Source organism: Corallococcus sp. RDP092CA (genome assembly GCF_041903675.1).
Taxonomy (GTDB): domain Bacteria; phylum Myxococcota; class Myxococcia; order Myxococcales; family Myxococcaceae; genus Corallococcus.
Map to the genome: position 1 here is coordinate 158,424 of NZ_JAYESI010000009.1, position 24,192 is coordinate 182,615.

Here is a 24,192-nt window from a genome sequence, read left to right on the forward strand (position 1 = left end):
CCCCATGACGCCTTCCCTGTCCCACCGCGGTGGTGGATTCCTGTCGCGTGCGCGCCTCGTGCTCGTCCTCATGGGGCTCGCCGTCCCCTGGGTGACGGCAGGGGCGGAGGAAGCCGGGGACACGCTCCAGGCGCGGCTGGACTTCTCGGAAGCCTCGTTCCACTGGGCGGAGCGGATCCGAGACACGCTGACACCGCCCCGGTGGCTGCCCGAGGGCGACCGGTTCATCTACTGGTCCAGGGTCGAGCCCTACCGGGAGACGTGGGTCCTGGTGGATGGGCGGCGGCGCACCCAGCAGCCCCTGCTGGACGCGGAGTCCCTGCGCGCCCAGCTCACGGCGCTGCTCGGAAAGCCCGGGGCGCTGCCCGCCGTCGTCCCGTTCAAGCTCACGCCCGATGCGAAGGGCATCGTCTTCACCGTCCAGGGCCGAGCGTTCTCGCTGGGCCTCACCGACAAGCGACTCGTGGCGCTCGAGCCCACGCATCCGGCCGCGCTGTCGCTCGCGCCCGGCAACAGCGTGTCGTCGGACGGAGGGCGAGTCGCGGCACAGCGGGGCACGGGGTTCGCGGTGGTGGACGCGAAGGGCGCGACCCTCCTGGAGCGCACCGGCACGGAGGACTCGCCCTGGCGGCTGCCCGAAGCCGCGTGGTCTCCCCAGGGGCGGTTCCTCGCGGTCTGGCGCGACGACATGCGGGGCATGCACCGGATTCCGGTGGTCGACTCCAGCACCCCGCTGGAGAAGGTGACGTGGGTCCCCTACTCCAAGACGGGCACGCCGCTGATGCGCTCGGAGCTGCACTTCGTCACGGTGGAGTCAGGACAGGTGACACCCGCGCCGGGCGACGCGGAGGAGCACTACGCCTGGTTCGCGGGCTGGCGCCCGGATGGGCGTGAAGCGCTGGTGCTCCAGCTCTCCCGGGATGGAAAGCGATTGGACCTGGTGGCGGTGGACCCTGCGACGGGCCAGCGCCGCCGCGTGCTGCGAGAGGAGCGGAAGGAGACCTTCGTGGGGGCGTTGGACTTCGCGATGGAGGGCTGGTCACAGCAGGTGAAGCCGCTGCCGGACCACCGGCACTTCCTCTGGATGTCCGAGCGCGACGGCTGGCGTCACGTCTACCTGTATGACGACTCCGGCAAGCTCGTGCGCCAGCTCACCCGGGGCGCGTTCCCGGTCCACTCCGTGGTGGGCATCACACCAGAGTCGGATGCCATCTTCGTGGTGGCCTCCGCGGGGCCCAAGGCCCCCTATGACCGGCGGGTGTACCGCGTGGGCATGTCAGGCGGGGCGCTGAAGTCCCTGACGCCCGAGCCCGGAGTGCACCGGCCCGAGCTGTCCCCTTCCACGCGCTACTTCGTGGACGGGCACTCCAGCCGCGAGCAGCCCCGGGTCTGGGACGTGGTGTCCACGGAGGGGCGTCCGTCCTTCCGCTACGCGAAGGCGGACACGCGAGCGCTGGCGGAGCTGCACTACACGCCGCCGGAAGGCATCACGGTCAAGGCCGCGGACGGCGTCACGCCGCTCCACGGAGTGCTCTACAAGCCGTGGAACTTCGATCCGAAGAAGCGCTACCCGGTCATCGACGTCATCTACGCGGGGCCGTTCACGACGATGGTGCCGTGGAGCTACGTGGGCTCGTATGAGTCGCGCTTCGCGCATTCGCTGGCGCAGCTCGGGTTCATCGCGATGGTGCTGGACGCGAGGGGCACGCCGGGACGCGGCAAGGCGTTCCAGGACGTGAACTACGGCCGGGTAGGCCAGACGGAGATTCCGGATCATGTCGCGGCGCTGAAGCAGGCGGCGGCCAGCCGGCCCTACATGGACCTGGAGCGGGTGGGCATCCAGGGTCACTCCTGGGGTGGCTACTTCGCGCTGCGAGGCATGTTGACGGCGCCGGAGTTCTTCAAGGCGGGCTACGCGGGAGCACCGGGAGCCCTGACGGAAGAAGCCATCATCAACGAGCCGAACATGGGCCTCGTGTCAGAGAACCCGGAAGGCTACGCGGCGGGGTCCAACGAAGCGCTGGCGGACAAGCTCCAGGGAGCGCTCAAGCTGATGCACGGAACGAGCGACGTGAACGCATCGCTGTCCACGACGATGCGGATGGCCCAGGCGCTGGTGCGCGCGAACAAGCACTTCGACCTGCTGCTCATGCCCGGCGAGGACCACAACCCCCGAGGCCGGTACTACCTGGATGATGTGCGAAGGTTCTTCCTGCGGGAGCTCGGCGAGCCCCGGTGAGGCCGTCCGCCCCTGGGGCTGGAGCGTCGCGCTCATCGTCTCCGAGGACCTGAAGACGGCGCTGGAGCGCACCGGCGCCACCGGCATGTCCTTCAAGGAGGTGTGAGGCCTTCACCCTCCAGGCCGCTAGAGTCCGGGGACCGGAGGACTTCGCCATGCCCCGCACGGACAGCTTCATGGAGTACACGCTCGAACTGCTGGAGCCGCTCGGCCCGGTGCAGGCCCGCTCGATGTTCGGCGGCTGGGGCCTGTACTTCGGCGGCCGGATGTTCGGCCTCATCATCCAGGGCCAGCTCTACCTGAAGACGGACGAGGTCACCCGCCCCGCCTTCGAGGCCGAGGGCTGCCGTCCCTTCATCTACCAGAGCCGGGGCAAGGAACAGCCCATGAGCTACTGGACGCCCCCCGCGGACGCCGAGGACGACGGCCGCCGACTGCTCCCCTGGGCCCGCCGCGCCGTGGACGCCGCCAATCGCGCCGCGATGAAGAAGGCCGCGAAGAAGGCGCCGACGGCGAAGAAGCCTCCGGCCGCCAAGAAGCAGGCCCCCGCGGAGAAGAAGGCTCCAGCAGCGAAGGAGCCCGCGACCGCCAGGAAGGCCCCCGCCACGAAGCGCCTCAAGCGGTCTTGAGGCTGGCCACGTCGCCGAGCCCCAGTTCGGCGATGGAGACCTCGCGCATGCGGAACTTCTGCACCTTCCCGGTGACCGTCATCGGGAAGCTGTCCACGAACTTCCAGTGGCGGGGAATCTTGAACGTGGAGATGCGGCCCGCGCAGAAGGCCACCAGCACCTCGGCCGTCAGCGACGCGCCGGACTTCAGCCGCACCCACGCCATCACCTCCTCGCCGTACTTCGCGCTGGGCACGCCGATGACCTGCGCCTCGGAGATGTCCGGGTGCGTGTGGAGGAACTCCTCCACCTCGCGCGGGTACACGTTCTCCCCGCCCCGGATGATCATGTCCTTGATGCGACCGACGATCTTGACGTAGCCCTCCGCGTCCATGGTCGCCAGGTCGCCCGTATGCATCCACCCCGCCCGGTCGATGGCCGCCGCCGTGGCCTCCGCGTTGTCCCAGTACCCGAGCATCACGCTGTAGCCCCGCGTGCACAGCTCCCCCGGCTGCCCCAGCGGCACCACCGCGCCCGTCTCCGGCTCCACCACCTTCACCTCCAGGTGCGGATGCACGCGCCCCACCGTCCCCACGCGCCGCTCCAGCGTGTCGTCCAGCGGGTTCTGCGTGGACACGGGCGACGTCTCCGTCATGCCGTAGCAGATGGTGACCTCCTCCATGTGCATCCGCGACTGCACCTGCTTCATCACCTCCACCGGACACGGCGACCCCGCCATGATGCCCGTGCGCAGCGAGCCCAGGTCGAACTCGCCGAAGCGCGGGTGGTCCAGCTCCGCGATGAACATCGTGGGCACGCCGTAGAGCGACGTGCAGCGCTCGGCCTGCACCGCCTGGAGCACCGCCAGCGGGTCGAACGCCTCGCCCGGAATCACCATGGTGGACCCATGCGACGTGCAGGCCAGGTTGCCCATCACCATGCCGAAGCAATGGTAGAAGGGCACCGGGATGCACACGCGGTCCTCCGGCCCGTAGCGCAGCACCTCGCCCACGAAGAAGCCGTTGTTCAGCACGTTGTGGTGCGACAGCGTCGCGCCCTTCGGGAAGCCCGTGGTGCCGGACGTGTACTGGATGTTGATGGGGTCGTCGAACTGGAGCGACAGCTCCCGCGCCTCCAGCACGTCGTCCCCCACGCTCGCGCCGCCCCGCACCAGCCGCTCCCAGTCCGAGTCCAGCACCAGCGCCTCGCGCAGGCCCGCGCACCGGGGCCGCACCTCCTCCAGCATCCGCGTGTAGTCCGTCTGCCGGAAGCCCTTCGCCAGGAGCAGCACGCTCACCCCCGCCTGGTTGAGCGCGTACTCCAGCTCCGACGTGCGGTAGGCCGGGTTCAGGTTGACCAGGATGGCGCCCGTGCGCGCGAGCGCGTACTGCGACACCGTCCACTCGAAGCGGTTGGGAGACCAGAGCCCCACCCGGTCCCCCTTCTGGATGCCCAGCGCCAGCAGGCCCTTGGCCACCGCCGTCGTCGCGTCCCAGAGCTGCCGCCAGGTGACGCGGTAGTGCTGCGAGGCCACCACCAGCGCCTCCCGGTCGCCGCACCGCTCGACGGTGCGACGCAGGTTCTGACCAATCGTCTCCCCCAGCAGCGGGGTGGTGCTGGTGCCGTGGGCATAGGACAGGGCGGTCGTCATGCCCGCATCGTCCCCAGGCCGGCCCCGGCGCGGCAAGCACCGGCGGGGAGCGGGGCCTCCGACCGGACGGCCGCGACGTTTTCCCGCCGACGGCATCCACGTCCGGAACCCGGCCGCGGCGCCCCCGACACCCGGAAAAGGCGAATCCCGCCCACACCCGCCATTCCCCGGACGGAAACAAAGAAAACGCCGCACCGACACGTTATCCTGACGCAACGCCCCATGGACGACCCGAACGCCCGACTGATTGCCACCCTGCTGGAGGCGCGCCAGCGCCACTGCTTCCCCCCGGACGTGCGAAAGGCGGCGCCCGAGTTCGTCGCGCAGGTGCTGGGGCTGCTCTTCCCCCACTTCGCGGAGCGGCTGGAGTGCAACGCCGCCGCCGTGCGCCGGGACGTCACCGCCGTGGAGGCGAGCCTCCAGCGCATCCAGGCGCTGCTCGCGCCGCACTACCCCGTCTCGGACGCGGGCCTGTCCTCCCGCTTCATGGCGAAGCTGCCGGACCTCTACGACTGGCTGCAACTGGACGCCCGCGCCATCTTCGAGGCGGACCCCGCCGCGCGCAGCGTGGACGAGGTGGTGCTCACCTACCCGGGCTTCTACGCCATCGCCATCTACCGCGTGGCGAACGCGCTGCACCGGCTGAACTTCCCCCTGCTGCCGCGCCTGCTCACCGAGTACGCCCACCAGCGCACCGGCGTGGACATCCACCCGGGCGCCACCATCGGCCGCGGGTTCGTCATCGACCACGGCACGGGCCTGGTCATCGGCGAGACGACCGTGATTGGCGACAACGTGAAGCTCTACCAGGGCGTCACGCTGGGCGCGCTGATGGTGGAGAAGGCGCTGGCGGACCGGAAGCGCCACCCCACCATCGAGGACGACGTGGTGGTGTACGCGAACGCCACCATCCTCGGCGGCAACACCGTGGTGGGCAAGGGCAGCATCATCGCCGGCAACGCGTGGCTCACGCAGAGCGTGCCCGCCCAGTCCGTCGTCACCCGCCGCAGCGAGGTGCGCGCGCGCCAGGGCGACGAGGGCCTGGACGTCCTCGACTACCAGATTTGAGCCTTCCCTCACGCAGTGCCCGTTCCCCATTCACAGGAGCCGCCATGAAGGTCGACAACATCCTGCAGACCATTGGCAACACGCCGCACGTGCGCATCAACCGGCTGTACCCGTCGCGCGTCTCGGTGCACCTGAAGCTGGAGCGCGCCAACCCGGGCGGCAGCATCAAGGACCGCATCGGCCTGGCCATGATTGAAGACGCGGAGCAGCGGGGCCTCCTCAAGGAGGGCAGCGTCATCATCGAGCCGACGAGCGGCAACACCGGCATCGGCCTGGCCATGGTCGCCGCGGTGAAGGGCTACAAGCTCATCCTGGTGATGCCGGAGTCCATGAGCGTCGAGCGCCGCCGCGTGCTCGCCGCCTACGGCGCCCAGTTCGACCTGACGCCGCGCGCCCAGGGCATGAAGGGCGCCATCGCCCGCGCCCAGGAGCTCGTCTCGCAGACGCCCAACGCGTGGATGCCGCAGCAGTTCGAGAACGAGTCCAACATCGAGGTCCACAAGCGCACCACCGCGCAGGAGATCCTCAACGACTTCCCGGACGGGCTGGACTACCTCATCACGGGCGTGGGCACCGGCGGCCACATCACCGCGTGCGGCGAGGTGCTCAAGGCGAAGTGGCCCAAGCTGAAGGTGTTCGCGGTGGAGCCGGTGAAGTCCCCCGTCATCAGCGGCGGCCAGCCGGGCCCGCACCCCATCCAGGGCATCGGCGCGGGCTTCATCCCCAAGAACCTGCACACGGCCATCCTCGATGGCACCATCCAGGTGGATGAGAAGGACGCCTTCGAGTTCGCCCGCCGCGCCGCGCGCGAGGAGGGCATCTTCGTGGGCGTGTCCTCCGGCGCCTCGCTGTCCGCGGTGAACCAGAAGCTGGCGGAGATGCCGGACGGCAGCCGCGTGCTCGCCTTCTGCTACGACACCGGCGAGCGCTACCTCTCCGTGGAGAACCTCTTCCCCGCGCAGTAGCGGTCACCGCGTGCCCGGCCCGGGGGACGCCTCACCCGGGCCGGTACGCGCGCACCAGCTCCACCAGCCGGTCCATCTCCTCGTCCGTGTTGTAGAAGTGCGGCGACAGGCGGATGCGCCCCCGCCGGACGGAGTGGGACACCCTCCGCTCCCCCAGGTACGCGCCGAGCGCCCGCACGTTCACGCCGGGCGACAGGAAGGTGAGGATGCCCGCGCGGTCCTGGGGCTCCGGCCCCACGTCGCAGCCCAGGCCGCGCAGGCCCGCGTCCAGCCGGGCCAGCAGCGCGCCAATCCGCGCGCCGATGGCGTCCGGCCCCACCTCCAGCAGCAGCTCCAGCGCCGCGCCCAGCGCGTAGATGCCGGGGTACGCCGCGCTGCCCTCCTCGAACTTCGCCGCGTCCGGGCGCAGCTCGAAGTGCGAGCGGTTGAAGTTCCACGCGTCGGTGGTGCTGCGCCAGCCCACCAGCGCGGGGCGCACGCGCGGCAGCACGTCCTTCGCCACGTACAGGAAGCCGATGCCGGAGATGCCCAGCATCCACTTGTGGCTGTCCGCGCTGAGGAAGTGCGCGCGGCTCCGCTTCACGTCCACCGGGATGCAGCCCACGCTCTGGATGCCGTCCACGCACAGCAGTACGCCCGCGCGCTCGCACAGCGCGCCCAGCGCCTCCAGGTCCGTGCGGTGGCCGGTGGCGAACTGCACCGACGACACCGCCACCAGCCGCGTGCGCGGGGTGAGCACGGACGCCACGGCCTCCGGCGTCACGCCCCCCCGCGGCGCGGGGATCTCCCGCACCCCCACGCCCCGGTCCTGGAGGTGCTGCCACGGGTAGACGTTGGAGGGGTACTCGAGGCGGGTGGCGACGGCGACCTCGTCCCCGGGCCGCCAGTCCAGCCCCTCCGCCACCAGCCCCAGGCCGTGGCTGGTGTTGCGCACGAAGGCCACCTCCTGCGGCGAGGCGCCGATGATGCGCGCCGCGAGCCCGCGCACCTTCTCGCTGTGGGCCTCCCAGCCCCGCTCATGGAGGACGCCGTGGTTCACCACGTCGTCCATCCACGCCTTCACCGCGGCGGCGGCGCGCACGCTGGTGGGCGCGACGCCCGCGTGGTTGAGGTAGAGCTGTTCCTTCAGGACGGGGAACTCGGCGCGGTAGGACTCAAACGGAGCGGGCATGGGCGGCGAGTGTAGCCACGCCTCCACCGCCCACGGCACCCTCCGCGGACCGCGTCGACTACAGGACGACCAGCAGGCCCAGCGACGCCGTGGGGTACACCGTGCGCAGGCCCAGGTTGCTGGAGCCCACCTGGAGCTCGCGCACGTCCGTGAAGGTGAAGCCCGGGCCCGCCCGCGCGGACAGGCCCACGCGCCCGGAGCCCGGCCGCCACATCACGCCCAGCGTCGGCTCCAGGAAGGCCGTCGTCGTGTAGTCCTTGAGGTCCGGCGCCGCCGCGCCGCTCCGCCGCGCGACGAACTCCTCCAGGCCCAGCGCCACCCCCACGAACGGGCGCACCGTGCCGTCCGCCAGGAAGGCCAGCGTGTAGCGGCCGTCCACGCCCACGCCGAAGTTGAGCTTCACGTCATGGCCGCCCACGTTGCTGAAGCGCGCCTTCGCGCCCAGCGACCGGCTCCACCCGCCCGCGCGCCCCAGCAGGCCGAACGCCAGCCGCGAGTCCTTCGACGGCGCCACCTCCGCCCGCACGCCGTACAGCGAGCCGTCCAGCGCGGGCGGCTGCAGCTCCAGCAGGAACGCCCCGCGCCGCTGCTGCTCCTGCCCCGTGGACGAGTACCCCACGTCCTGGGCCATCGCCGGCGCCGACACCACCGCCGCCCCCACCGCCGCTGCCTTCACCCACTGCATCGACCGCTTGGACTCGACTCGCATGGCCCATCTCCTCCGGTTTAGCCGGACGACTAATTTAGTCACACGACTAACTAAGGCCGACGACGCAGGATGTCAAGCCAACGAGCGGTCGCCGGCCTTGCGGGGGTGGGAGGCGGTGCCCTATGGGTCTGGGATGCCATCCCCCCGCCGTGGCAAGACGCCGCCTCCCCCCGCCGCCCCGGAGCCTGACGCCCGGGCGCGCCTCATCGCCGCCGGCCAGCGCGTGCTGGGGGAGCGGGGCTACGACGCCGCGACGGTGAAGGAGGTGGCGCGCGAGGCCGGGGTGAACCAGGGCCTGGTGCACTACTACTTCGGCAGCAAGGACGCGCTGCTCCTGGCCGTCACCCAGGAGGCGAGCCGCCAGTACCTGTCGGAGCTGGAGCGGCTGCGCGCGCAGACGCCGGCGGAGGAGCTGGCGCAGACGGCCTTCACCTGGGGCGAGAAGCTGGCCACGGACGCGCCGGGAACATGCCGGCTGCGCTACGAGCTGTTCGCGCTGGGCCTGCGCAACAAGGAGCTGACGCCCGCCGTCGCGCAGCTCCTGGGCCAGGGCGACGCGGAGATCGCCCGCACCGTGGCCCACGTGCGCACCGGCCACGACACGGCCCCCTCCACCGAGGACCTGCACTACGCGGTCATCATCAAGGCGTGCGTGGACGGGCTCGCGCTGCACCACCAGTTGGACAAGGGCTTCGACCCGCTGCCCGTGTACGCGCTCCTGCGGCGGATCATCCTCGCCAGCATCGAGCAGCCCGCCCCGCCGCGCGCCCCCTCGCGCAAGCCGAGGGCCCAGGGCCGGCGGGGCACGCGCCCGCCGCGCGCGCGCAAGGCGTCCGCCCCGCGCCGCCGCTGAGCGCCCGGGGTGGCGCCAGCCTTCCAACACACGCTCAACATTCAGTGGCTTCACCAACCCGGCGGGGCGCAGGATGCCCGCATGGACTTCCAGCCCTCCGCGAGGACGACCGAGTACCTGGAGCGCGTGAAGCGCTTCATGTCCGACCATATCGAGCCGGTGGAGGGCGAGTACCTCCAGGCCCTGCACGCCATGGAGGCCGGCGGCGACTGGCGCCAGTGGAAGGTGCCGCCCGTGATGGGGGAGCTGAAGGCCCGCGCGAAGGCGCAGGGCCTGTGGAACCTCTTCCTCCCGGACGCGAAGCTGGGCGCGGGGCTGAGCACGCTGGAGTACGCGCCGCTCGCGGAGGCCATGGGCCGCAGCTTCATGGCGCCGGAGGTCTTCAACTGCAGCGCCCCGGACACCGGCAACATGGAGGTGCTCTGGCGCTATGGCGCTTTGGAGCAGCAGGAGCAGTGGCTGAAGCCGCTGCTCGCGGGCGACATCCGCTCGGTGTTCTGCATGACGGAGCCGGACGCCGCGTCGTCGGACGCCACCAACATGCAGGCCACCGCCGAGCTGGACGGCGACCACGTGGTGCTCAACGGCAGGAAGTGGTGGTCCAGCGGCCTGGGCCACCCCAACGCGAAGGTGGCCATCTTCATGGGCCGCACGTCGCGGACGGGCGCGGACCGCCACCACCAGCACTCCATGGTCCTGGTGCCGCTGGACGCGCCGGGCGTCGAGCTCATCCGCATGCTGCCCGTGTACGGCGACCACGACGCCCCGCACGGCCACGGCGAGGTGCACTTCCACGACGTGCGGCTGCCAGCGTCCGCGATCATCTCCGGGCCGGGCATGGGCTTCGAGATCGCGCAGGGCCGCCTGGGCCCGGGCCGCATCCACCACTGCATGCGCTGCATCGGCGCGGCGGAGCGGGCGCTGGAGCTGATGATCGACCGGGGCATGGGGCGCACCGCGTTCGGCAAGCCGCTCATCAACCTGGGCGGCAACCGCGAGCGCGTGGCGGAGGCGCGGATCGCCATCGACCAGGCCCGCCTGCTCACGCTGTACGCGGCGTGGAAGCTGGACGAGGTGGGCGCCATGGGCGCGATGACGGAGATCTCTGCCATCAAGGTCGTGGCGCCCAACGTGCTCCAGCGGGTGGTGGACGACGCCATCCAGGTGCACGGCGGCGCGGGCGTGTCGCGCGACACGCCGCTCGCGGGCTTCTTCGCCCAGGCGCGCAGCCTGCGCATCGCGGACGGCCCGGATGAAGTGCACAAGGGCGTCATCACCCGCATCGAGCTCGCGAAGCGCGGCTTCAGCAAGGGAGGTTGAACATGATGGCTCCGGTCTCCATCCCCCTGGACGAGGGCAAGGCCGTGCGCTCCGGCGAGGCGCTGGACGTGCCCGCGGTGGACGCGTGGCTGAAGGCCCAGGTGCCCTCGCTCCAGGGCACGCCGGAGGTGACGCAGTACACGGGCGGCGCCTCCAACTGGACCTACCGGCTCAAGTACGCCAACCGCGACCTCATCCTGCGCAGGCCGCCCGCGGGCACCAAGGCGAAGTCCGCGCACGACATGTCGCGCGAGTACACGGTGCAGCAGGCGCTCAAGCCCGTGTACCCGGTGGTGCCCACCATGGTGGGGCTGTGCCAGGACCCGGCCGTGCTGGGCACGGAGTTCTACGTGATGGAGCGCATCCCCGGCCTCATCCCGCGCAAGCACCTGCCCAGGGGGCTGGACCTGGACAAGGCCCGCACGCGCCAGCTGTGCCTCAACGTGGTGGATCAGCTCATCGCGCTGCACGGCGTGGACCCGCAGGCGGTGGGGCTCCAGTCGCTGGGCAAGGGGCCGGGCTATCCGCAGCGGCAGATCTCCGGCTGGTCCGACCGCTACGAGAAGGCGCTCACCTGGAACGTGCCCCGGATGACGCACACGCGCGAGTGGCTGGCCGCGCACGTCCCGCCGGACATCAAGACGTGCGTCATCCACAACGACTGGCGCTTCGACAACGTGGTGCTCAAGCCGGAGGACCCCACGCAGGTCATCGGCGTGCTCGACTGGGAGATGGCCACGCTGGGCGACCCGCTGATGGACCTGGGCAACACGCTGGCCTACTGGGTCCAGGCGGATGACGACGCCTTCCTGCGCATGACGCGCAGGCAGCCCACGGACCTGCCCGGCATGCTCACGCGCGAGGAGGTGGTGGCGTACTACCTGGAGCGCACCGGCCTGAGGCCCGCCAGCTGGACCTTCTACGAGGTCTACGGCGTGTTCCGGCTCGCGGTCATCGCGCAGCAGATCTACTACCGCTACCACCACAAGCAGACGCGCAACCCGGCGTTCAAGAACTACTGGCTCATCGTCAACTACCTGGCCTACCGCTGCCGGCAGCTCATCAAGAAGGCGGGGGGCTGATGGGCGCGCTCTACTTCATCCGCCACGGCCAGGCGTCCTTCGGCGCGAAGGACTACGACAAGCTGTCGGACGTGGGCGTGCAGCAGGCGCGCGTCCTGGGTGAAGCGCTGCGCGCGCGGCTGCCGAAGGTGGACGCCGTGGTGACGGGCACGATGCTGCGCCACCGCGAGACGGCGGACGCGTGCCTCCAGGCGCTGGGCCTCCAGGTGGAGCCCGTGCGGACGCCTGGGTTCAACGAGTTCGACCACGAGGAGGTCGTGCACCGGCACACGCCGCGCTACGCGGACTTCGCCGTGCTGCGCGAGGAGCTGGCCGCGACGCCGGACCCCCGCCGCGCCTATCAGGGCCTGTTCACCCAGGCCGTGGGGCGCTGGGTCGCGGGCGGGCACGACAGCGAGTACCGGGAGCCGTGGAGCGCGTTCAAGGCGCGCTGCCTGGAGGCGCTGTCGGCGCTCGTGGCCTCGCTGGGGCCCTCGCGGACGGCGCTGGTGTTCACCTCCGGGGGGCCCATCACGGCCATCAGCCAGGACCTGCTGGGCATCCCGGACGCGCACGCGTTCCGGACGAACTGGACGCTGGCGAACTGTGGAATCACCAAGGTCATCTACAGCGAGCGGGGCCGATACCTGTCCACGCTCAACGAGCACGGGCACTTCGAGGGCGAACACCGCGCGCTCATCACCTACCGCTGAGGTGGGGGCTCGCGTAGCGTGGGCCCATGACGCGGTGCCTGCTCAACATCGACCTGGGGGAGCTGCCCGGGGAGGACGAACAGCTCTACGCGCTCGCGCACCTGGCGAACATCGCCTGCGGAGGCCACGCGGGGGACGCGGCGTCCATGCGGCGGGCGCTGGCGCTGTGCGAGCGCCACGGCACGCTCGCGGGCGCGCACCCGTCGTACGCGGACCGCGAGGGCTTCGGGCGCGAGGCGCTGGAGGTGGCGCCGGCGGTGCTGCGCGCGCAGGTGGCGGAGCAGTGCGGACAGCTGGCCGCGTTGGCCCGCGAGCGCGGGGTGCCGGTGCGGCACGCGAAGCCGCATGGGGCGCTCTACCACGCGGCCAACCAGTCCCCCCGGCTGGCGCGCGCGGTGGTGGACGGCGTGGTGGCGGCGCTGGGCCCGGACGTCACGGTCGTGGGGCCGGGTGCTGGCGCGCTGCGGGACGCGGCGCGGGCGGCGGGGCTCGGGTATGCGCGCGAGGGCTTCGCGGACCGGGGCACGCTGCCGGACGGGGCGCTGATCCCACGCGGTCAGCCCGGCGCGGTGCTGACGGACGTGGGGCAGGCGCGGGAGAACACCCTGCGGCTGGCCACGGGCGGCGCCGTGGACACGCTGTGCGTGCACGGCGACACGCCCGGCGCGGTGTCCCTGGCCCGCGAGGTGCGCGCGATGCTGGACGCGCTGGAGCAGCCTCCGGAGCCACTGGGGGACAGCGCGCTGCGGCTGGTGCTGCCGGAGGCGGTAGACCGGAGCCTGGCGCGCGAGGCCCTGCGCGCGCTGCCGGGCGTGCGGGACGCGGTCATCACCGAAGCCCACGCGTGCGTGTACTTCGACCCGGCGGCCCCGCCCGAGCTCCCCGCGCTCGCGCTGACGCGGCTGCGCGTCGCGCCCGTCGCCAGGGTGGAGCATCCGCTCCTCCGCATCCGCGTGCGCTACGACGGCGAGGACCTCCCGAAGGTGGCCGAGCGCGCGGGCCTGTCGGTGGAGGAGGTGGTGCGGCGCCACGCGGCGCGCGAGTACACGGTCCGCTGCGTGGGCTTCCTGCCGGGCTTCGCGTACCTGGGGGACGTGGAGCCGAGCATCGCGTGTCCGCGGCTGCCGGTGCCGCGCCCGCGGGTGCCGGCGCTCGCGGTGGGCATCGCCGGGGAGCGCACGGGCGTATATCCGTTCGCGTCGCCGGGAGGCTGGAACCTCGTGGGCACCGCGCTGGACTTCACCGCGTTCGACCCCACGCGCGGCGCGGCGCTCCAGCTGGGCGACCGCGTGCGCTTCGAGCAGGTGCGGCCATGACGGCCTGGCTCGAGCTCACCGGCCTGGGCGCGCCCGCGACGGTGCAGGACGGCGGACGGGCCGGGGTCATGCACCACGGCGTGCCGCCCGGCGGCGCGTGGGCGCCGGAGCTGCTCATCGCGGCGAACCGCGCGGTGGGCAACGCGCCCGGCGCCGCGGGACTGGAGGCCTTCGGCCGGCTGGGGCTGCGCGCCCGGGGCCGCGACGCGCGCGTGTCCGTGGATGGCGCGGCCCCCACCCTCCTTACGGACGGGGCCACGCTCACCGTGCCCGCGCCCACCCGGTACGCCGTGCGCTATGTGGCCGTGGACGGCGCGCTCGCGGTCCCCGAGGTCCTGGGAGGCCACGGCACGCTGGGCGTGGCCCGCCTGGGCGGCTGGGAGGGCCGGCCCCTGCGCGCCGGCGACCTGCTCCCGCTGGGCCCCGCCACGCCGGGCGGCGCCTCTCCCGAAGCCGACCAGGCGCGGCTCGCGGAAGCCCTGGACCCCCAGGCCCCGCTGCGGGTGCTCCTGGGCCCGGACGCGCCCCGCTTCGACGACGCGGCCGTGGCGCTCCTCCTGGGGAGCACCTTCACCGTGTCGCCCTCCAGCGACCGCGTGGGCCAGCGGCTGGACGGGCCTCGCGTGCCCCACGGCGACGAGGGCACCGGCACGTCGCGGCCCATGGTGCGCGGCGCCATCCAGGTCACCCTCTCCGGGACGCCCATCGTGCTGGGACCGGACCACCCCACCACCGGGGGCTACCCGCTCATCGCCGCCGTCATCCGCGCGGACTGGGGCCGCCTGGGGGCTCGCCGCCCAGGCGCCCCGGTGCGCCTCCAGGCCGTCACCCTCGAAGTGGCCCGAGACGCCTGGAAGACCCACCCCGCCAGGTCGGACGGGGCAACTTCGGCCCCGGCCCGGCCGATACTGGGGGCATGACTCCTCCGAAGATCGGCCCGCGCCCCACCCCTCTGACGCCCCGCCCGCAGGAGCCAGCCCTCCCGCCGCGCCCCCGCAACGAGGTGAAGCCCGGCGCCGGCCAGGGAGCCTCCCTCTTCGAGTCGCCCAAGGCCGGCAAGGCCCCGGTGGCCCTGTCCACCCCCGCCGCGGCCCCCCAGCAGGGCGGCCCGCGCCCCACGCCGGGCAGCTACCCCACCGCCGCGGACGTGGCGAACATCGCCGCGATGCAGGACCCCGTGGCGCGCAACCTGGCCATCACCCAGGGCTACCACGACCTGTCCGACGCCATGGGCACGCTCCTGGGCAAGGAGAACGCCAACTGGTCCACCTTCGCCACCTGGGCCTCGAAGCAGGCCGGCGTGAGCATCCGCCAGGAGGACATGCCCAAGGCCTTCGTGGACGTCCTCAAGGGCGGCGGCGTCATGGGCGAGGCCATGTCCAAGGTGGACGACCTGCTGCGCAAGCTGGGCCTGCCCGCCATGCCCACCGGCGACATCGCCAAGGCCGGCGCGGACGCGCTCAACGACGTCAGCAAGGCCATTGGCGACGGCAACCAGTTCGTCTTCCGCGAGGTGGGCCACGAGTTCGCCCGCTTCGTGGAGACCTTCCAGGGCGACACCCAGCTGGACCCCGCCAAGCTCCAGAAGTACCTGGACGGCTTCCCGGCGGACAAGCCGCTGCTCAAGGAGGCCTTCGGCACCTACGCGCAGGCCATGTTCGAGAAGGACCCGAACGCGAAGGCCGAGCTGATGCTCCGGGCCAACGACACCGTGGGCCTGCACGAGCAGACGCAGCTGCAGGGCTTCGTGGAGAAGGCCCTCAACGCCCCGGTGAAGGAGGTCTTCGCCAACATCCTCAAGAAGAGCATCGAGGCGGGCGCCAGCGCCCTGCCCTTCCCCGCCAACCTCGCCGCCAGGGCGGCCATCAAGTCGGGCGCGGTGGACCTCGTCGTCAACCCGCTGGTGGACAAGCTGGCCGGCGTGTTCCGGGGCATCGCCACCGAGCACATGATGAAGCTCGCGGTGCCCGGCGGCGCGCTGAAGCTGGGCAACGACCTGCCGCCCCCCGCCGGCATGGAGTCCACGCTCTTCCCGCCGCACCTGCGCACCATCGAGGACCCGAAGCTGAAGGAGCTGCTGGCCCGCCTGGACAAGACGCCCGACAGCCTCACCGGCACCGCCGCGAAGGACTGGAGCAGGCTGGACCAGCGGATGAACTACATCGTGGACCTCTTCCGCTCGCGCCAGTCGGATCCGCACCTCTTCGACCAGCCCTTCGGCAAGGAGGCGCACTACCCCGTGGCGCCCTCCACGCCGCGCCCGGCCGCGCCCGCGGTGTCGTAGGCCCCGCTCCCACCCCTTGGGGGAGGTCCGTCGCCGTGAATGCGCGGCGACAAGCTGCGTCTCTCCAGGCATCCGACGCACTTGAAGGAGCCCCCCATGTCGAAGTGGCTGCTGGCAACGATGGCGCTGTCCCTCCCGGCCCTGGCTCACGCTGGCGGTCCCCGCGGCAACCACGCGGAGCAGGTCCATGACCGCCAGGAGCTGCGGCAGGACGCGCGAGAGAGCCGGGACGACCATCAGGACCTGCGCCAGGTGGAGTCGCTGCTCGCCCGGTATGACTCTGCCCGCGGCCGCGGCGCGCGCCGCGACATCCTCCAGGTGGAGCAGGAGCTGCGCGGCTACGTGAACGCCGAGCTGAACGAGTCGCACCGCGAGCTGGCCCAGGACAAGCAGGAGGCCCGCTCCAGCGCCCGCGAGGTGCGCCACGACGGCTACCGCTCCGACGACCGCAAGGACCACCGCGACGACGTGCGCGACGTCCGCCAGGAGTCCCGCGCGCTCCAGCAGACGCGCTCCATCGCCCAGGAGCTCAACGGCCTCTATGGCCGGCTGGACAGCGGGAGCATCACGCGCAAGCGCATGCTCATCGCCGACCTGGTGCAGCTCGCCCGCGCGGAGACCGCGCAGAACCGCCAGGAGATGCGCGAGGACCGCCGCGAGGCCCGCGAGGACAAGGGCTGGCACTGAGGCCGGAGGCGCGCGGGGGACACGCCCGCGCGCCCGTCACGCGTCCCCGGCGGCCGTGAAGCCCTCCAGCCGCGCGATGCCCAGCTTCTTCATCCGGCTCTGGAGCGTGGACGGCTTGAGCCCCAGCAGCGCCGCCGCGCCGCCCTCGCCGTAGACGCGGCCCCGGGTGAGCGTGAGCACCCGCAGGATGTGCTCGCGCTGCACCGCCGCCAGCGTGGGCACCTTCACCCCGGCCTTCATCGGCTCCGGGGGCTCCTCCACCGTCGCGGACACGGCCAGCGCGTGCCCCCCCGGCAGGTCGAAGGACTGCGCCGTCAGCTCCTGGCCGCGCGTGAGGATGGTGGCGCGCTCCAGCGCGTTCGCCAGCTCGCGCAGGTTGCCCGGCCAGTCGTACGCCGCCAGCCGCGCCAGCCCGGACGCCGACACCCGCATGCCCCGCCGGCCCGTGCGCTTCGCCTGCTCCTCCAGGAGGAACACGGTGAGCTGCGGCAGGTCCTCGCGCCGCTCGCGCAGGGGCGGCAGCCGCAGGGGGAAGACGCTCAGCCGGTAGAAGAGGTCCTCGCGGAAGCGCTTCTGCGCGATGGCCTGGTGCAGGTCCACGTGCGTCGCCGCGAGGATGCGCACGTCCGCCCGCACCGTCTTGTCGCTGCCCACCGGCTCGAAGGCCTTCTCCTGGAGCGCGCGGAGCAGCTTCGCCTGCAGCTCCACCGGCAGCTCGCCAATCTCATCCAGGAGCAGCGTGCCCCCGTGCGCCATCTGGAAGCGGCCCGCGCGGTCGCGGTTCGCGCCGGTGAAGGCCCCCTTCACGTGGCCGAACAGCTCGCTCTCCAGGAGGCCCGCGGGGATCGCCGCGCAGTTGAGCGACACGAAGGGCTGATCCGCCCGCGCGCTCCAGCGGTGGATGGCCCGCGCCAGCCGCTCCTTGCCCGTGCCCGTCTCGCCCGTGATCAGGACGGGCGTGTCCGTCTCCGCCACCTGCCGCGCGCGGCGGGCCAGGTCCCGCATCACCGGGCTCAGGGACGTCTCCAGGATGCCCTCCGAGTCCCCGCCCAGCTGCGACTCCAGCAGCTTCGCGTGCTCGTGGTCCTGGCGGTGCAGCCGCTCCATCACCGCGCGCTGCTCCGCGCCCTGGAGCGCCGTCGCCAGCATCTGCCCGTACACCTCCACCAGGTCCACCACCGGCTGGGCGTACGTCTCACACTGCGCGCGGTCCAGGGTCAGCACGCCGTAGCAGCGCGCCCCCGCGCACAGCGGCACCACCATGCACGCGTGCCCCGCAGGGAGGTCCAGCACCCCGTCGAACGGATCTCCATCCCCGTGCGAGTGGTCCTCCTCCGTGAAGGCCCGCGCGCGCCGCGTCTCCAGCGCCTGCTTCAGCGACGGGAAGTCCGACAGCCGCAGCGAGTGCTTGCGCACCGCCTGGTTGGCGAGCGGTCCGCGCGCCGCCACCGCCTCCAGCCGCCCCTCCTTCAGGAGGAACAGCGTGGCCAGGTCGAAGGGGACCACGCGCGACACCCAGTCCAGTCCCCGACGGAGCAGCTCTCCCACCCCCTCTTCCGTGGTTGCCAGCTCGACCAGCTCCCGAGCATCCTGCGTCACTTCCGGGTGGCGCCCCATCAGTTCATCCGGCATGTGTTACCGATAATAGCGGCCCACCGAAATTGCAGTGGCGAAAGGCACCGGGATTTCGTTATGCACCCACCCGGCGTCACCGTCCCGCCGGTGCGAACCTCAGGAGGAGCCGTAACCTCCTGGAATCACAGCAGCTGAAGCACTGGCACGATGGCTGCTTTATCCCGTAGCAACTCACAACCTCTGGGGTGGACCACGGTGGCCCGCCCCCCATCCCCAAGGAGTCGAATCCCATGCTGACCGTTGGCGACAAGCTTCCTCAGTTCAACCTGAAGGCCGTCGTGAGCCTGGAGAAGGGCAAGGAGTTCAAGGACATCAGCAACGCGGACCAGAAGGGCAAGTGGACGGTCCTCTTCGCGTGGCCGAAGGACTTCACCTTCATCTGCCCGACCGAGATCGCGGAGTTCGGCAAGCTGAACAAGGACTTCAGCGACCGCAACGCGCAGGTGCTGGGGCTGTCCACCGACAGCGAGTTCGTGCACCACGCGTGGCGCACGCACCACCCGGACCTGAAGAACCTGCCCTTCCCCATGCTGGCGGACATCAAGCGCGAGCTGACCTCCGCGCTGGGCATCCTGCACAAGGAGGAGGGCGTGGCCCTGCGCGCCACGTTCATCGTGGACCCGGAGGGCATCATCCGCCACGTGTCCGTGAACGACCTGTCCGTGGGCCGCAACGTCAAGGAGCTGGTGCGCACGCTGGACGCGTTCCAGACGGACGAGCTGTGCCCCTGCAACTGGCAGAAGGGTGAGGAGACGCTCACCCAGAAGATGCAGAAGGCGGGGTAAGCGCGCATGGCTTCGCTCGAAGTCGTCCGCAGCGAGCTCGCGGACGCCCACAAGGACACCCGCCTCAACCTCTCCTCGGTCCTGGAGAGCACGAACCTCACCCCCGAGCAGACCTGGGGTGTGGCCGTCGCGTGCGCCTTCGCCGCCCGGAACGAGCGGCTGAAGGAGGCCATGCTCAACGAGGCGAAGCAGGCACTGGGTGACAAGGCCGGGCCGGTCATCGAGGACGCGCGTGCGGCGGCCTCGCTGATGGCGATGAACAACGTCTTCTACCGCTTCCGTCACATGGTCGGGAAGGAGTCCTACGCGACCAAGCGGGCCGGGCTGCGGATGAACCGGCTGGCGCAGGTGCTGACCAACAAGGTGGACTTCGAGCTGGTCTGCCTCGCGGTCAGCGCCATCAACGGCTGCGAGATGTGCATCCAGTCGCATGAGAAGGTCGTGCTGGAGGGCGGCCTGAGCGAGGACCACGTGAACGATGCGGTCCGCATCGCGAGCGTCATCCACGCGGCGGCGGTTGGACTGGAGTCCTAGTCCCCTCGTCGTTATCTCCCTGCTGTGAGCGGCGCCCTCCGGTGGAAGACACCGGGGGGCGCTGTCTTTTCCCTCGACGTCCCACCCCTCACCCGAAAGGAACGTGTCCGTCATGGCCCTCTACAAGAGCCCGAGTCCCCTCTCCGAGCAGGCCCGCACCGCCATCGCCGCCACCCTCAACGAGCGGCTCGCGGATGGGTTGGACCTGCACTCGCAGATCAAGGTCGCCCACTGGAACATCAAGGGCCCGCAGTTCGCCGCGCTGCACCCGCTGTTCGAGACCTTCGCGGTGAGCCTGGCCAACCACAACGACTCCATCGCGGAGCGCGCGGTGACGCTGGGCGGGCGCGCGTATGGCACCAGCCGCCACGTGGGCAAGCACAGCCACCTGCCGGACTACCCGCAGGAGACCTCGCGCGACCTGGAGCACGTGAAGCTGCTGGCCGAGCGCATCGAGGTGTACCTCAACGGCCTGCGGGAGAGCCGCGCGGCGGTGGAGGGCCTCAAGGACACGGACACGGTGGACCTCTTCACCGGCATCATCACCGAGTTCGAGAAGCACGCCTGGTTCCTGCGCGCCTCCCTCGAAGGCTGAGGCGGGGGCTGCACCGAAGCAGGGGGCGCGCTAGCTTGCGCGGTGTGAGCGACAGCGTCCCCCTGCATGCGTTTCGCACCGTGCCCCGCACGGGCGTCATCTTCGTCACCGCCGAGGCCTCGCGCCGCGGCTACCGCCCCGGCGACCCGGACTGGTGCAACCTGGGCCAGGGTCAGCCGGAGACGGGCGAGCTGCCCGGCGCCCCGCCGCGCGTGGGCTCGGTGACGGTGGACATGGCGGACCAGGAGTACGCGCCCGTCGCGGGCCTCTGGGAGGTGCGGGAGGCCATCGCGGGGCTCTACAACCGGCTCTACCGCAAGGGGCTGCCCAGCCAGTACGGCGCGGAGAACGTCTGCCTGTCCGGCGGCGGCCGCGCGGCCCTCACCCGCGCCGCGGCGAGCCTGGGCCAGGTGAACCTGGGCCACTTCCTGCCGGACTACACCGCGTACGAGGAGCTGCTGGACGTCTTCAAGGCGTTCACCGCCATCCCCATCCTGCTGGAGGGCGAGCGCGGCTACGCCTTCACGCACGACGACCTGCGCCGGGAGATCCAGGGCCGCGGGCTGTCCGCGCTGCTCTTCTCCAACCCGTGCAACCCCACCGGCAAGCTGGTGCAGGGGGACGAGCTGGCGCGGTGGGTGGGCGTGGCGCGCGAGCTGGAGTGCTCGCTGCTCATCGACGAGTTCTATTCGCACTACGTCTGGACGGGCCGGCCGGGCGTGCTGCCGGTGGAGAGCGCCGCCCGGTACGTGGAGGACGTGAACCGCGACCCGGTGGTGCTCTTCGACGGGCTCACCAAGAACTGGCGCTACCCGGGCTGGCGCATGACGTGGACGGTGGGGCCCAGGCAGGTCATCGACACGGTCTCCAGCGCGGGCAGCTTCCTGGACGGCGGCGGCAGCCGGCCCCTCCAGCGCGCGGCGATCCCGCTGCTCCAGGAGGACACGGTGGTGGCGGAGACGCGCGCCATCCACCACGCGTTCCGGGAGAAGCGGGACCGGTTCCACTCGCGGCTGGAGCGGCTGGGCATCCGCACGGACCGGGCGCCGGACGGGACGTTCTACGTCTGGGGCAACCTGTCCGGGCTGCCCGCGCCCCTCAACGACGGCATGGCCTTCTTCCGCGCCGCGCTGGAGCACCAGATCATCACCGTGCCCGGCGAGTTCTTCGACGTGAACCCCGGCAAGCGCCGCGCGCGGGCCTCGCGCTTCCGCAGCTACGTGCGCCTGTCCTTCGGCCCGTCGTGGGAGACGCTGGACAAGGCGCTCCACCGGCTGGAGGCGCTCATCCTCCGGCACACGCCGTGAGGCCGGCGGCCCGGCCCCGGGCGCCTCAGGGCTCGGGGGCCGGGCGCGACTGGAACTCCGCGGTGGCCATCACGTGCACCTTCTTGCGGTGGGACACGGGGAAGCCCAGCGCCGCCGTCCGCTTCACGCTGTAGCTGCCCGACGGGGCCATGGGCATCGCGTCCTCGTCCCCGCCGCCGTAGCCCCCGGCCCTCGCGCCGAAGGCCCGCGACTCCCAGATGCGCTCGGTGAAGCGGTGCAGCCCGGTCAGCGTCACGCCCAGCCCGGCCGCCACGCGGCGCGCCTTCTTCACCGACTCGCGGGCCAGCCCCTCCAGCCAGTCCTGCCGGGCCTCCGGCTCGTGGGTGTAGCCCCACCTCAGCTCGCGCAGCGTCGCCTGCTTCAGGCCGGACAGCGCGGCGAGCACGTCCCCCACCCGCCCCATGTCCACCAGGCGGATGCGCACCGTGTAGAGGGCGGACGAGGAGCGCGTGAGCAGCCCCTCCGTGGTCTCCGCCTGCACCGACTGGAGGGTGAAGGCCGTGGCCGGCACGCCCAGGTCCGCCATGGAGCGCACCAGCGCGGCCACCTCCTTCGCGTTGGCGAAGGCCGCGCTGCCGGTGAAGAACGCGGACGCCTTCACGTCCACCACCGCGTCCACGTGGTCCGCCTCCAGCTCGTGCTCGGCGAACAGCTCCACGACGATGACTCCCGACTCGGCTGCGGCTCGCTCCGACATGCGTCTCCCGGGGTGGTGACTGGCACGGCGAGTATAGGCCCACGACGGACGCCGGAGGGCGTGCCTATGCTCGCGCCCACGACCATGCGACGCATCCCGTCCCGGCTGTGGCTGCTGTGCGCGCTGTACTTCGTGCAGGGGCTGCCCTTCGGCTTCCAGGTGACGGCGCTGCCCGTCTACCTGCGCTCGCGCGGCGTGTCGCTGGCCGCGCTGGGGTTCGCGGGCGCGCTGTCCCTGCCGTGGCTGCTCAAGGCCCTGTGGGCCCCGCTGGTGGACCGCTACGGCTCCGCGCGCGTGGGGCGCAGGCGCTCGTGGATCCTCCCCATGCAGGCGGGCCTGGCGCTCGCGTGCGCGCTGGCGGCCCTCGCGGCGGGGCGGGGCTCGCTGCCGCTCTTGCTGGGCCTCATCTTCGTGATGAACCTCTTCGCCGCGACGCAGGACATCGCGGTGGACGGCTTCGCGGTGGACCTCCTGCGGCCGGAGGAGCTGGGCCTGGGCAACACCGCGCAGGTGGTGGGCTACAAGCTGGGCATGCTCACCGGCGGCGGGCTGCTGGTGTGGGCCAGCGCGCGCATCGGCTGGTCCGGGCTGTTCCTCGCCATGGCGGTGCTGTGCCTGGCCGTCTTCACCGTCGTCCTCTTCGTGCGCGAGCCGTCCCCGCGCGAGGCCGAAGGGCGGGAGGCGCCGCGGCTGGACTGGCCCGCCCTCGGGGCCCGCCTCAAGGCCGCGCTCACCGTGCCGGGCACCGGGTGGCTGCTGCTCTTCATCGGCACGTACAAGCTGGGCGAGACGATGTCCGACGTCCTCTACAAGCCCTTCCTCGTGGACGCGGGCTATACCGCCGGCCAGATCGGCCTGTGGGTGGGCACGTGGGGCACCGCCGCGTCGCTGCTGGGCTCCACGTGCGGAGGGCTCCTCGCCGCGCGCCTGCCGCTGCTCCGGGCCGTGGCGCTCACCGGCACGCTGCGCCTGCTGCCGCTCGCGGGGCGGTGGCTGCTCGCGCGGGCGGGCATCAGCGACGCGGGCGTGCTGGGCGTCACGCTCACCGAGGAGTTCTTCGGCGGCGCGCTCACCACGGTGATGTTCGCGTTCATGATGTCGCGCACGGACCGGAGGATTGGCGCCACGCACTACACGCTGCTGGCCAGCGTGGAGGTCGCGGGCAAGGCCCCGGCGGGGCCGCTGGCGGGCCTGCTCGCGGATCCGAGGTACGGCGACCTGGGCTACGCGAACCTCTTCCTCCTGGGCGTCGCGCTGTCCGCCGCGTTCCTCGCGCTGCTCGCGCCCCTGCGCCGCCACGCGCCCGCCCCCACGGCACCGCGGCCCGCGGCGTGCCGGTGAGCGCCACGGGCTGGAGCCGCCGCGGCCGCGGCGCGCGACACGCAGGGCTTCGCCATCGCGGCGGTGAGCACGGACCGCCGCGTCGTGCGGATGCGCTCCGTGACGGCGTCCGCGGACGGACGTGACGCACCGCCGCAAGCGCGCCGGGGGGCCGCCTGCGCGCTTGCGGTCCCCGCCGCCTCCGTTCATTGATGCGCAGCACACGCCCCGGGCGGTCGGAAAGCGCGCGCTTTGCCGCCCGGGGCTTCACGCAGCACCGGAGGAGACACCATGGCGGAGATGAAGACGTATACGGGCGGCTGCCACTGTGGACAGGTTCGCTACGAGGCGACCACGGACCTGGCGCAGGTGGTCAGCTGCAACTGTTCCATCTGCCACAAGCTCGGCGCGGTGCTCACGTTCGTCCCGCCGGAGCAGTTCAAGTCCCTCTCCGGCGCGGACGTGGTGAAGACCTACCAGTTCAACAAGAAGGTCATCAACCACCTGCACTGCCCCACCTGCGGCGTGGAGTCCTACGCCATGGGCAAGGGCCCGGACGGCAAGGCGATGTTCGCCGTCAACCTGCGCTGCGTGGACGGCGTGGACCTGTCCACGCTCAAGCCCTTCCCCTACAACGGCCGGGACGCCTGAGG

24 protein-coding genes are annotated in these 24,192 nt (G+C 71.9%); 19 read left to right on the plus strand and 5 right to left on the minus strand.

The features are described from left to right. Positions 1–4: 4 nt before the first annotated feature. The 3 genes from U8525_RS12910 to U8525_RS12920 are packed head-to-tail and all read left to right on the plus strand — an operon-like array spanning position 5 to position 2,868. A complete protein-coding gene (locus U8525_RS12910; protein WP_374265277.1) occupies positions 5–2,239 on the plus strand; it encodes a DPP IV N-terminal domain-containing protein in 2,235 nt (744 codons plus the stop codon). Next, positions 2,193–2,345, plus strand: coding sequence for a hypothetical protein (locus tag U8525_RS12915; RefSeq protein ID WP_374265279.1), 153 nt, complete (start codon positions 2,193–2,195; stop codon positions 2,343–2,345). Before U8525_RS12910 ends, U8525_RS12915 begins: the two co-directional genes overlap by 47 nt. Positions 2,346–2,394: 49 nt before the next feature. After that, entirely contained in the window at positions 2,395–2,868 is a 474-nt protein-coding gene (locus U8525_RS12920; protein WP_374265281.1) for a TfoX/Sxy family protein, read from the plus strand. Here U8525_RS12920 and U8525_RS12925 read toward each other — a convergent pair. Then, complete coding sequence (locus tag U8525_RS12925; RefSeq protein ID WP_374265283.1) at positions 2,855–4,498, minus strand: AMP-binding protein; 1,644 nt, start codon at positions 4,496–4,498, stop codon at positions 2,855–2,857. The genes U8525_RS12920 and U8525_RS12925 overlap by 14 nt on opposite strands. A gap of 222 nt (positions 4,499–4,720) precedes the next feature. Here U8525_RS12925 and epsC point away from each other — a divergent pair, with 222 nt between their 5' ends. Further along, positions 4,721–5,566: a serine O-acetyltransferase EpsC gene (gene epsC / locus U8525_RS12930; protein ID WP_374265285.1), complete on the plus strand. Its 846-nt coding sequence runs from the start codon at positions 4,721–4,723 to the stop codon at positions 5,564–5,566. Positions 5,567–5,610: 44 nt separating this feature from the next. Next, a complete protein-coding gene (gene cysK, locus U8525_RS12935) occupies positions 5,611–6,531 on the plus strand; it encodes a cysteine synthase A (RefSeq protein ID WP_374265287.1) in 921 nt (306 codons plus the stop codon). Positions 6,532–6,562: 31 nt separating this feature from the next. Here the strand turns inward: cysK and U8525_RS12940 are convergent, their stop codons facing one another. Together U8525_RS12940 and U8525_RS12945 are read right to left on the minus strand one after the other, a co-directional pair. Beyond that, complete coding sequence (locus tag U8525_RS12940) at positions 6,563–7,702, minus strand: aminotransferase class V-fold PLP-dependent enzyme (protein ID WP_374265289.1); 1,140 nt, start codon at positions 7,700–7,702, stop codon at positions 6,563–6,565. A gap of 58 nt (positions 7,703–7,760) precedes the next feature. Beyond that, positions 7,761–8,411 (minus strand): hypothetical protein, encoded by a 651-nt coding sequence (locus tag U8525_RS12945; protein WP_374265291.1) that lies wholly within the window; start codon positions 8,409–8,411, stop codon positions 7,761–7,763. 133 nt (positions 8,412–8,544) lie between these two features. Between U8525_RS12945 and U8525_RS12950 the strand changes: the two genes are divergently transcribed. The 8 genes from U8525_RS12950 to U8525_RS12985 all read left to right on the plus strand — a co-directional run bounded on the left by U8525_RS12950 (position 8,545) and on the right by U8525_RS12985 (position 16,645). Beyond that, on the plus strand, positions 8,545–9,264 hold the full coding sequence (locus U8525_RS12950) for a TetR/AcrR family transcriptional regulator (RefSeq protein WP_374265293.1): 720 nt from the start codon (positions 8,545–8,547) through the stop codon (positions 9,262–9,264). An 81-nt stretch (positions 9,265–9,345) separates the two neighbouring features. After that, positions 9,346–10,584, plus strand: a complete 1,239-nt coding sequence (locus tag U8525_RS12955; protein ID WP_374265295.1) for an acyl-CoA dehydrogenase family protein — start codon at positions 9,346–9,348, stop codon at positions 10,582–10,584. 2 nt (positions 10,585–10,586) lie between these two features. After that, complete coding sequence (locus U8525_RS12960) at positions 10,587–11,666, plus strand: phosphotransferase family protein (RefSeq protein ID WP_374265298.1); 1,080 nt, start codon at positions 10,587–10,589, stop codon at positions 11,664–11,666. Then, positions 11,666–12,358, plus strand: coding sequence for a histidine phosphatase family protein (locus U8525_RS12965; protein ID WP_374265300.1), 693 nt, complete (start codon positions 11,666–11,668; stop codon positions 12,356–12,358). Before U8525_RS12960 ends, U8525_RS12965 begins: the two co-directional genes overlap by 1 nt. A gap of 26 nt (positions 12,359–12,384) precedes the next feature. After that, a complete protein-coding gene (locus tag U8525_RS12970) occupies positions 12,385–13,674 on the plus strand; it encodes a LamB/YcsF family protein (RefSeq protein ID WP_374265302.1) in 1,290 nt (429 codons plus the stop codon). After that, positions 13,671–14,594: a biotin-dependent carboxyltransferase family protein gene (locus tag U8525_RS12975; protein ID WP_374265304.1), complete on the plus strand. Its 924-nt coding sequence runs from the start codon at positions 13,671–13,673 to the stop codon at positions 14,592–14,594. Before U8525_RS12970 ends, U8525_RS12975 begins: the two co-directional genes overlap by 4 nt. Continuing rightward, positions 14,591–15,958, plus strand: coding sequence for a hypothetical protein (locus U8525_RS12980; protein ID WP_374265306.1), 1,368 nt, complete (start codon positions 14,591–14,593; stop codon positions 15,956–15,958). The genes U8525_RS12975 and U8525_RS12980 overlap by 4 nt, the downstream gene beginning before the upstream one ends. 96 nt (positions 15,959–16,054) lie before the next feature. After that, positions 16,055–16,645 carry a hypothetical protein gene (locus tag U8525_RS12985; RefSeq protein WP_374265307.1) on the plus strand — a complete coding sequence of 197 codons (591 nt, stop codon included), beginning with the start codon at positions 16,055–16,057 and terminating at the stop codon, positions 16,643–16,645. A gap of 36 nt (positions 16,646–16,681) precedes the next feature. Here U8525_RS12985 and U8525_RS12990 read toward each other — a convergent pair whose 3' ends face one another. Further along, positions 16,682–18,277, minus strand: coding sequence for a sigma 54-interacting transcriptional regulator (locus U8525_RS12990; RefSeq protein WP_374265309.1), 1,596 nt, complete (start codon positions 18,275–18,277; stop codon positions 16,682–16,684). A 233-nt stretch (positions 18,278–18,510) separates the two neighbouring features. Between U8525_RS12990 and U8525_RS12995 the strand changes: the two genes are divergently transcribed. From U8525_RS12995 to U8525_RS13010, 4 genes are all read left to right on the plus strand, one after another. After that, positions 18,511–19,065: a peroxiredoxin gene (locus U8525_RS12995; protein WP_374265311.1), complete on the plus strand. Its 555-nt coding sequence runs from the start codon at positions 18,511–18,513 to the stop codon at positions 19,063–19,065. Between the two features lie 6 nt (positions 19,066–19,071). After that, positions 19,072–19,599 carry a carboxymuconolactone decarboxylase family protein gene (locus U8525_RS13000; RefSeq protein WP_374265313.1) on the plus strand — a complete coding sequence of 176 codons (528 nt, stop codon included), beginning with the start codon at positions 19,072–19,074 and terminating at the stop codon, positions 19,597–19,599. A 112-nt stretch (positions 19,600–19,711) separates the two neighbouring features. Beyond that, entirely contained in the window at positions 19,712–20,194 is a 483-nt protein-coding gene (gene dps / locus U8525_RS13005) for a DNA starvation/stationary phase protection protein Dps (protein WP_374265315.1), read from the plus strand. An 80-nt stretch (positions 20,195–20,274) separates the two neighbouring features. Next, positions 20,275–21,501, plus strand: a complete 1,227-nt coding sequence (locus tag U8525_RS13010) for a pyridoxal phosphate-dependent aminotransferase (RefSeq protein WP_374265317.1) — start codon at positions 20,275–20,277, stop codon at positions 21,499–21,501. A gap of 25 nt (positions 21,502–21,526) precedes the next feature. Here U8525_RS13010 and U8525_RS13015 read toward each other — a convergent pair whose 3' ends face one another. Further along, positions 21,527–22,219 (minus strand): SIMPL domain-containing protein, encoded by a 693-nt coding sequence (locus U8525_RS13015; protein ID WP_374265319.1) that lies wholly within the window; start codon positions 22,217–22,219, stop codon positions 21,527–21,529. An 84-nt stretch (positions 22,220–22,303) separates the two neighbouring features. Here U8525_RS13015 and U8525_RS13020 point away from each other — a divergent pair, with 84 nt between their 5' ends. Both U8525_RS13020 and U8525_RS13025 read left to right on the plus strand, forming a co-directional pair. Continuing rightward, a complete protein-coding gene (locus U8525_RS13020) occupies positions 22,304–23,560 on the plus strand; it encodes an MFS transporter (protein WP_374265426.1) in 1,257 nt (418 codons plus the stop codon). Between the two features lie 270 nt (positions 23,561–23,830). Further along, entirely contained in the window at positions 23,831–24,190 is a 360-nt protein-coding gene (locus U8525_RS13025; RefSeq protein ID WP_374265321.1) for a GFA family protein, read from the plus strand. Positions 24,191–24,192: the final 2 nt, after the last annotated feature.

Coding starts and splice junctions, on each gene's coding strand:
- cysK (WP_374265287.1), top strand. CDS start 5,611: ATGAAGGTCGACAACATCCTGCAGACCATTGGCAACACGCCGCACGTG.
- U8525_RS13020 (WP_374265426.1), top strand. CDS start 22,304: ATGCGACGCATCCCGTCCCGGCTGTGGCTGCTGTGCGCGCTGTACTTC.
- U8525_RS12915 (WP_374265279.1), top strand. CDS start 2,193: ATGATGTGCGAAGGTTCTTCCTGCGGGAGCTCGGCGAGCCCCGGTGAG.
- U8525_RS13000 (WP_374265313.1), top strand. CDS start 19,072: ATGGCTTCGCTCGAAGTCGTCCGCAGCGAGCTCGCGGACGCCCACAAG.
- U8525_RS12995 (WP_374265311.1), top strand. CDS start 18,511: ATGCTGACCGTTGGCGACAAGCTTCCTCAGTTCAACCTGAAGGCCGTC.
- U8525_RS12980 (WP_374265306.1), top strand. CDS start 14,591: ATGACTCCTCCGAAGATCGGCCCGCGCCCCACCCCTCTGACGCCCCGC.
- U8525_RS12970 (WP_374265302.1), top strand. CDS start 12,385: ATGACGCGGTGCCTGCTCAACATCGACCTGGGGGAGCTGCCCGGGGAG.
- U8525_RS12950 (WP_374265293.1), top strand. CDS start 8,545: ATGCCATCCCCCCGCCGTGGCAAGACGCCGCCTCCCCCCGCCGCCCCG.
- U8525_RS12940 (WP_374265289.1), bottom strand. CDS start 7,702: ATGCCCGCTCCGTTTGAGTCCTACCGCGCCGAGTTCCCCGTCCTGAAG.
- U8525_RS12990 (WP_374265309.1), bottom strand. CDS start 18,277: ATGCCGGATGAACTGATGGGGCGCCACCCGGAAGTGACGCAGGATGCT.
- U8525_RS12965 (WP_374265300.1), top strand. CDS start 11,666: ATGGGCGCGCTCTACTTCATCCGCCACGGCCAGGCGTCCTTCGGCGCG.
- U8525_RS12960 (WP_374265298.1), top strand. CDS start 10,587: ATGATGGCTCCGGTCTCCATCCCCCTGGACGAGGGCAAGGCCGTGCGC.
- U8525_RS13025 (WP_374265321.1), top strand. CDS start 23,831: ATGGCGGAGATGAAGACGTATACGGGCGGCTGCCACTGTGGACAGGTT.
- U8525_RS12925 (WP_374265283.1), bottom strand. CDS start 4,498: ATGACGACCGCCCTGTCCTATGCCCACGGCACCAGCACCACCCCGCTG.
- U8525_RS12975 (WP_374265304.1), top strand. CDS start 13,671: ATGACGGCCTGGCTCGAGCTCACCGGCCTGGGCGCGCCCGCGACGGTG.
- U8525_RS12910 (WP_374265277.1), top strand. CDS start 5: ATGACGCCTTCCCTGTCCCACCGCGGTGGTGGATTCCTGTCGCGTGCG.
- U8525_RS13015 (WP_374265319.1), bottom strand. CDS start 22,219: ATGTCGGAGCGAGCCGCAGCCGAGTCGGGAGTCATCGTCGTGGAGCTG.
- U8525_RS12920 (WP_374265281.1), top strand. CDS start 2,395: ATGCCCCGCACGGACAGCTTCATGGAGTACACGCTCGAACTGCTGGAG.
- epsC (WP_374265285.1), top strand. CDS start 4,721: ATGGACGACCCGAACGCCCGACTGATTGCCACCCTGCTGGAGGCGCGC.
- U8525_RS12945 (WP_374265291.1), bottom strand. CDS start 8,411: ATGCGAGTCGAGTCCAAGCGGTCGATGCAGTGGGTGAAGGCAGCGGCG.
- U8525_RS12985 (WP_374265307.1), top strand. CDS start 16,055: ATGTCGAAGTGGCTGCTGGCAACGATGGCGCTGTCCCTCCCGGCCCTG.
- U8525_RS12955 (WP_374265295.1), top strand. CDS start 9,346: ATGGACTTCCAGCCCTCCGCGAGGACGACCGAGTACCTGGAGCGCGTG.
- dps (WP_374265315.1), top strand. CDS start 19,712: ATGGCCCTCTACAAGAGCCCGAGTCCCCTCTCCGAGCAGGCCCGCACC.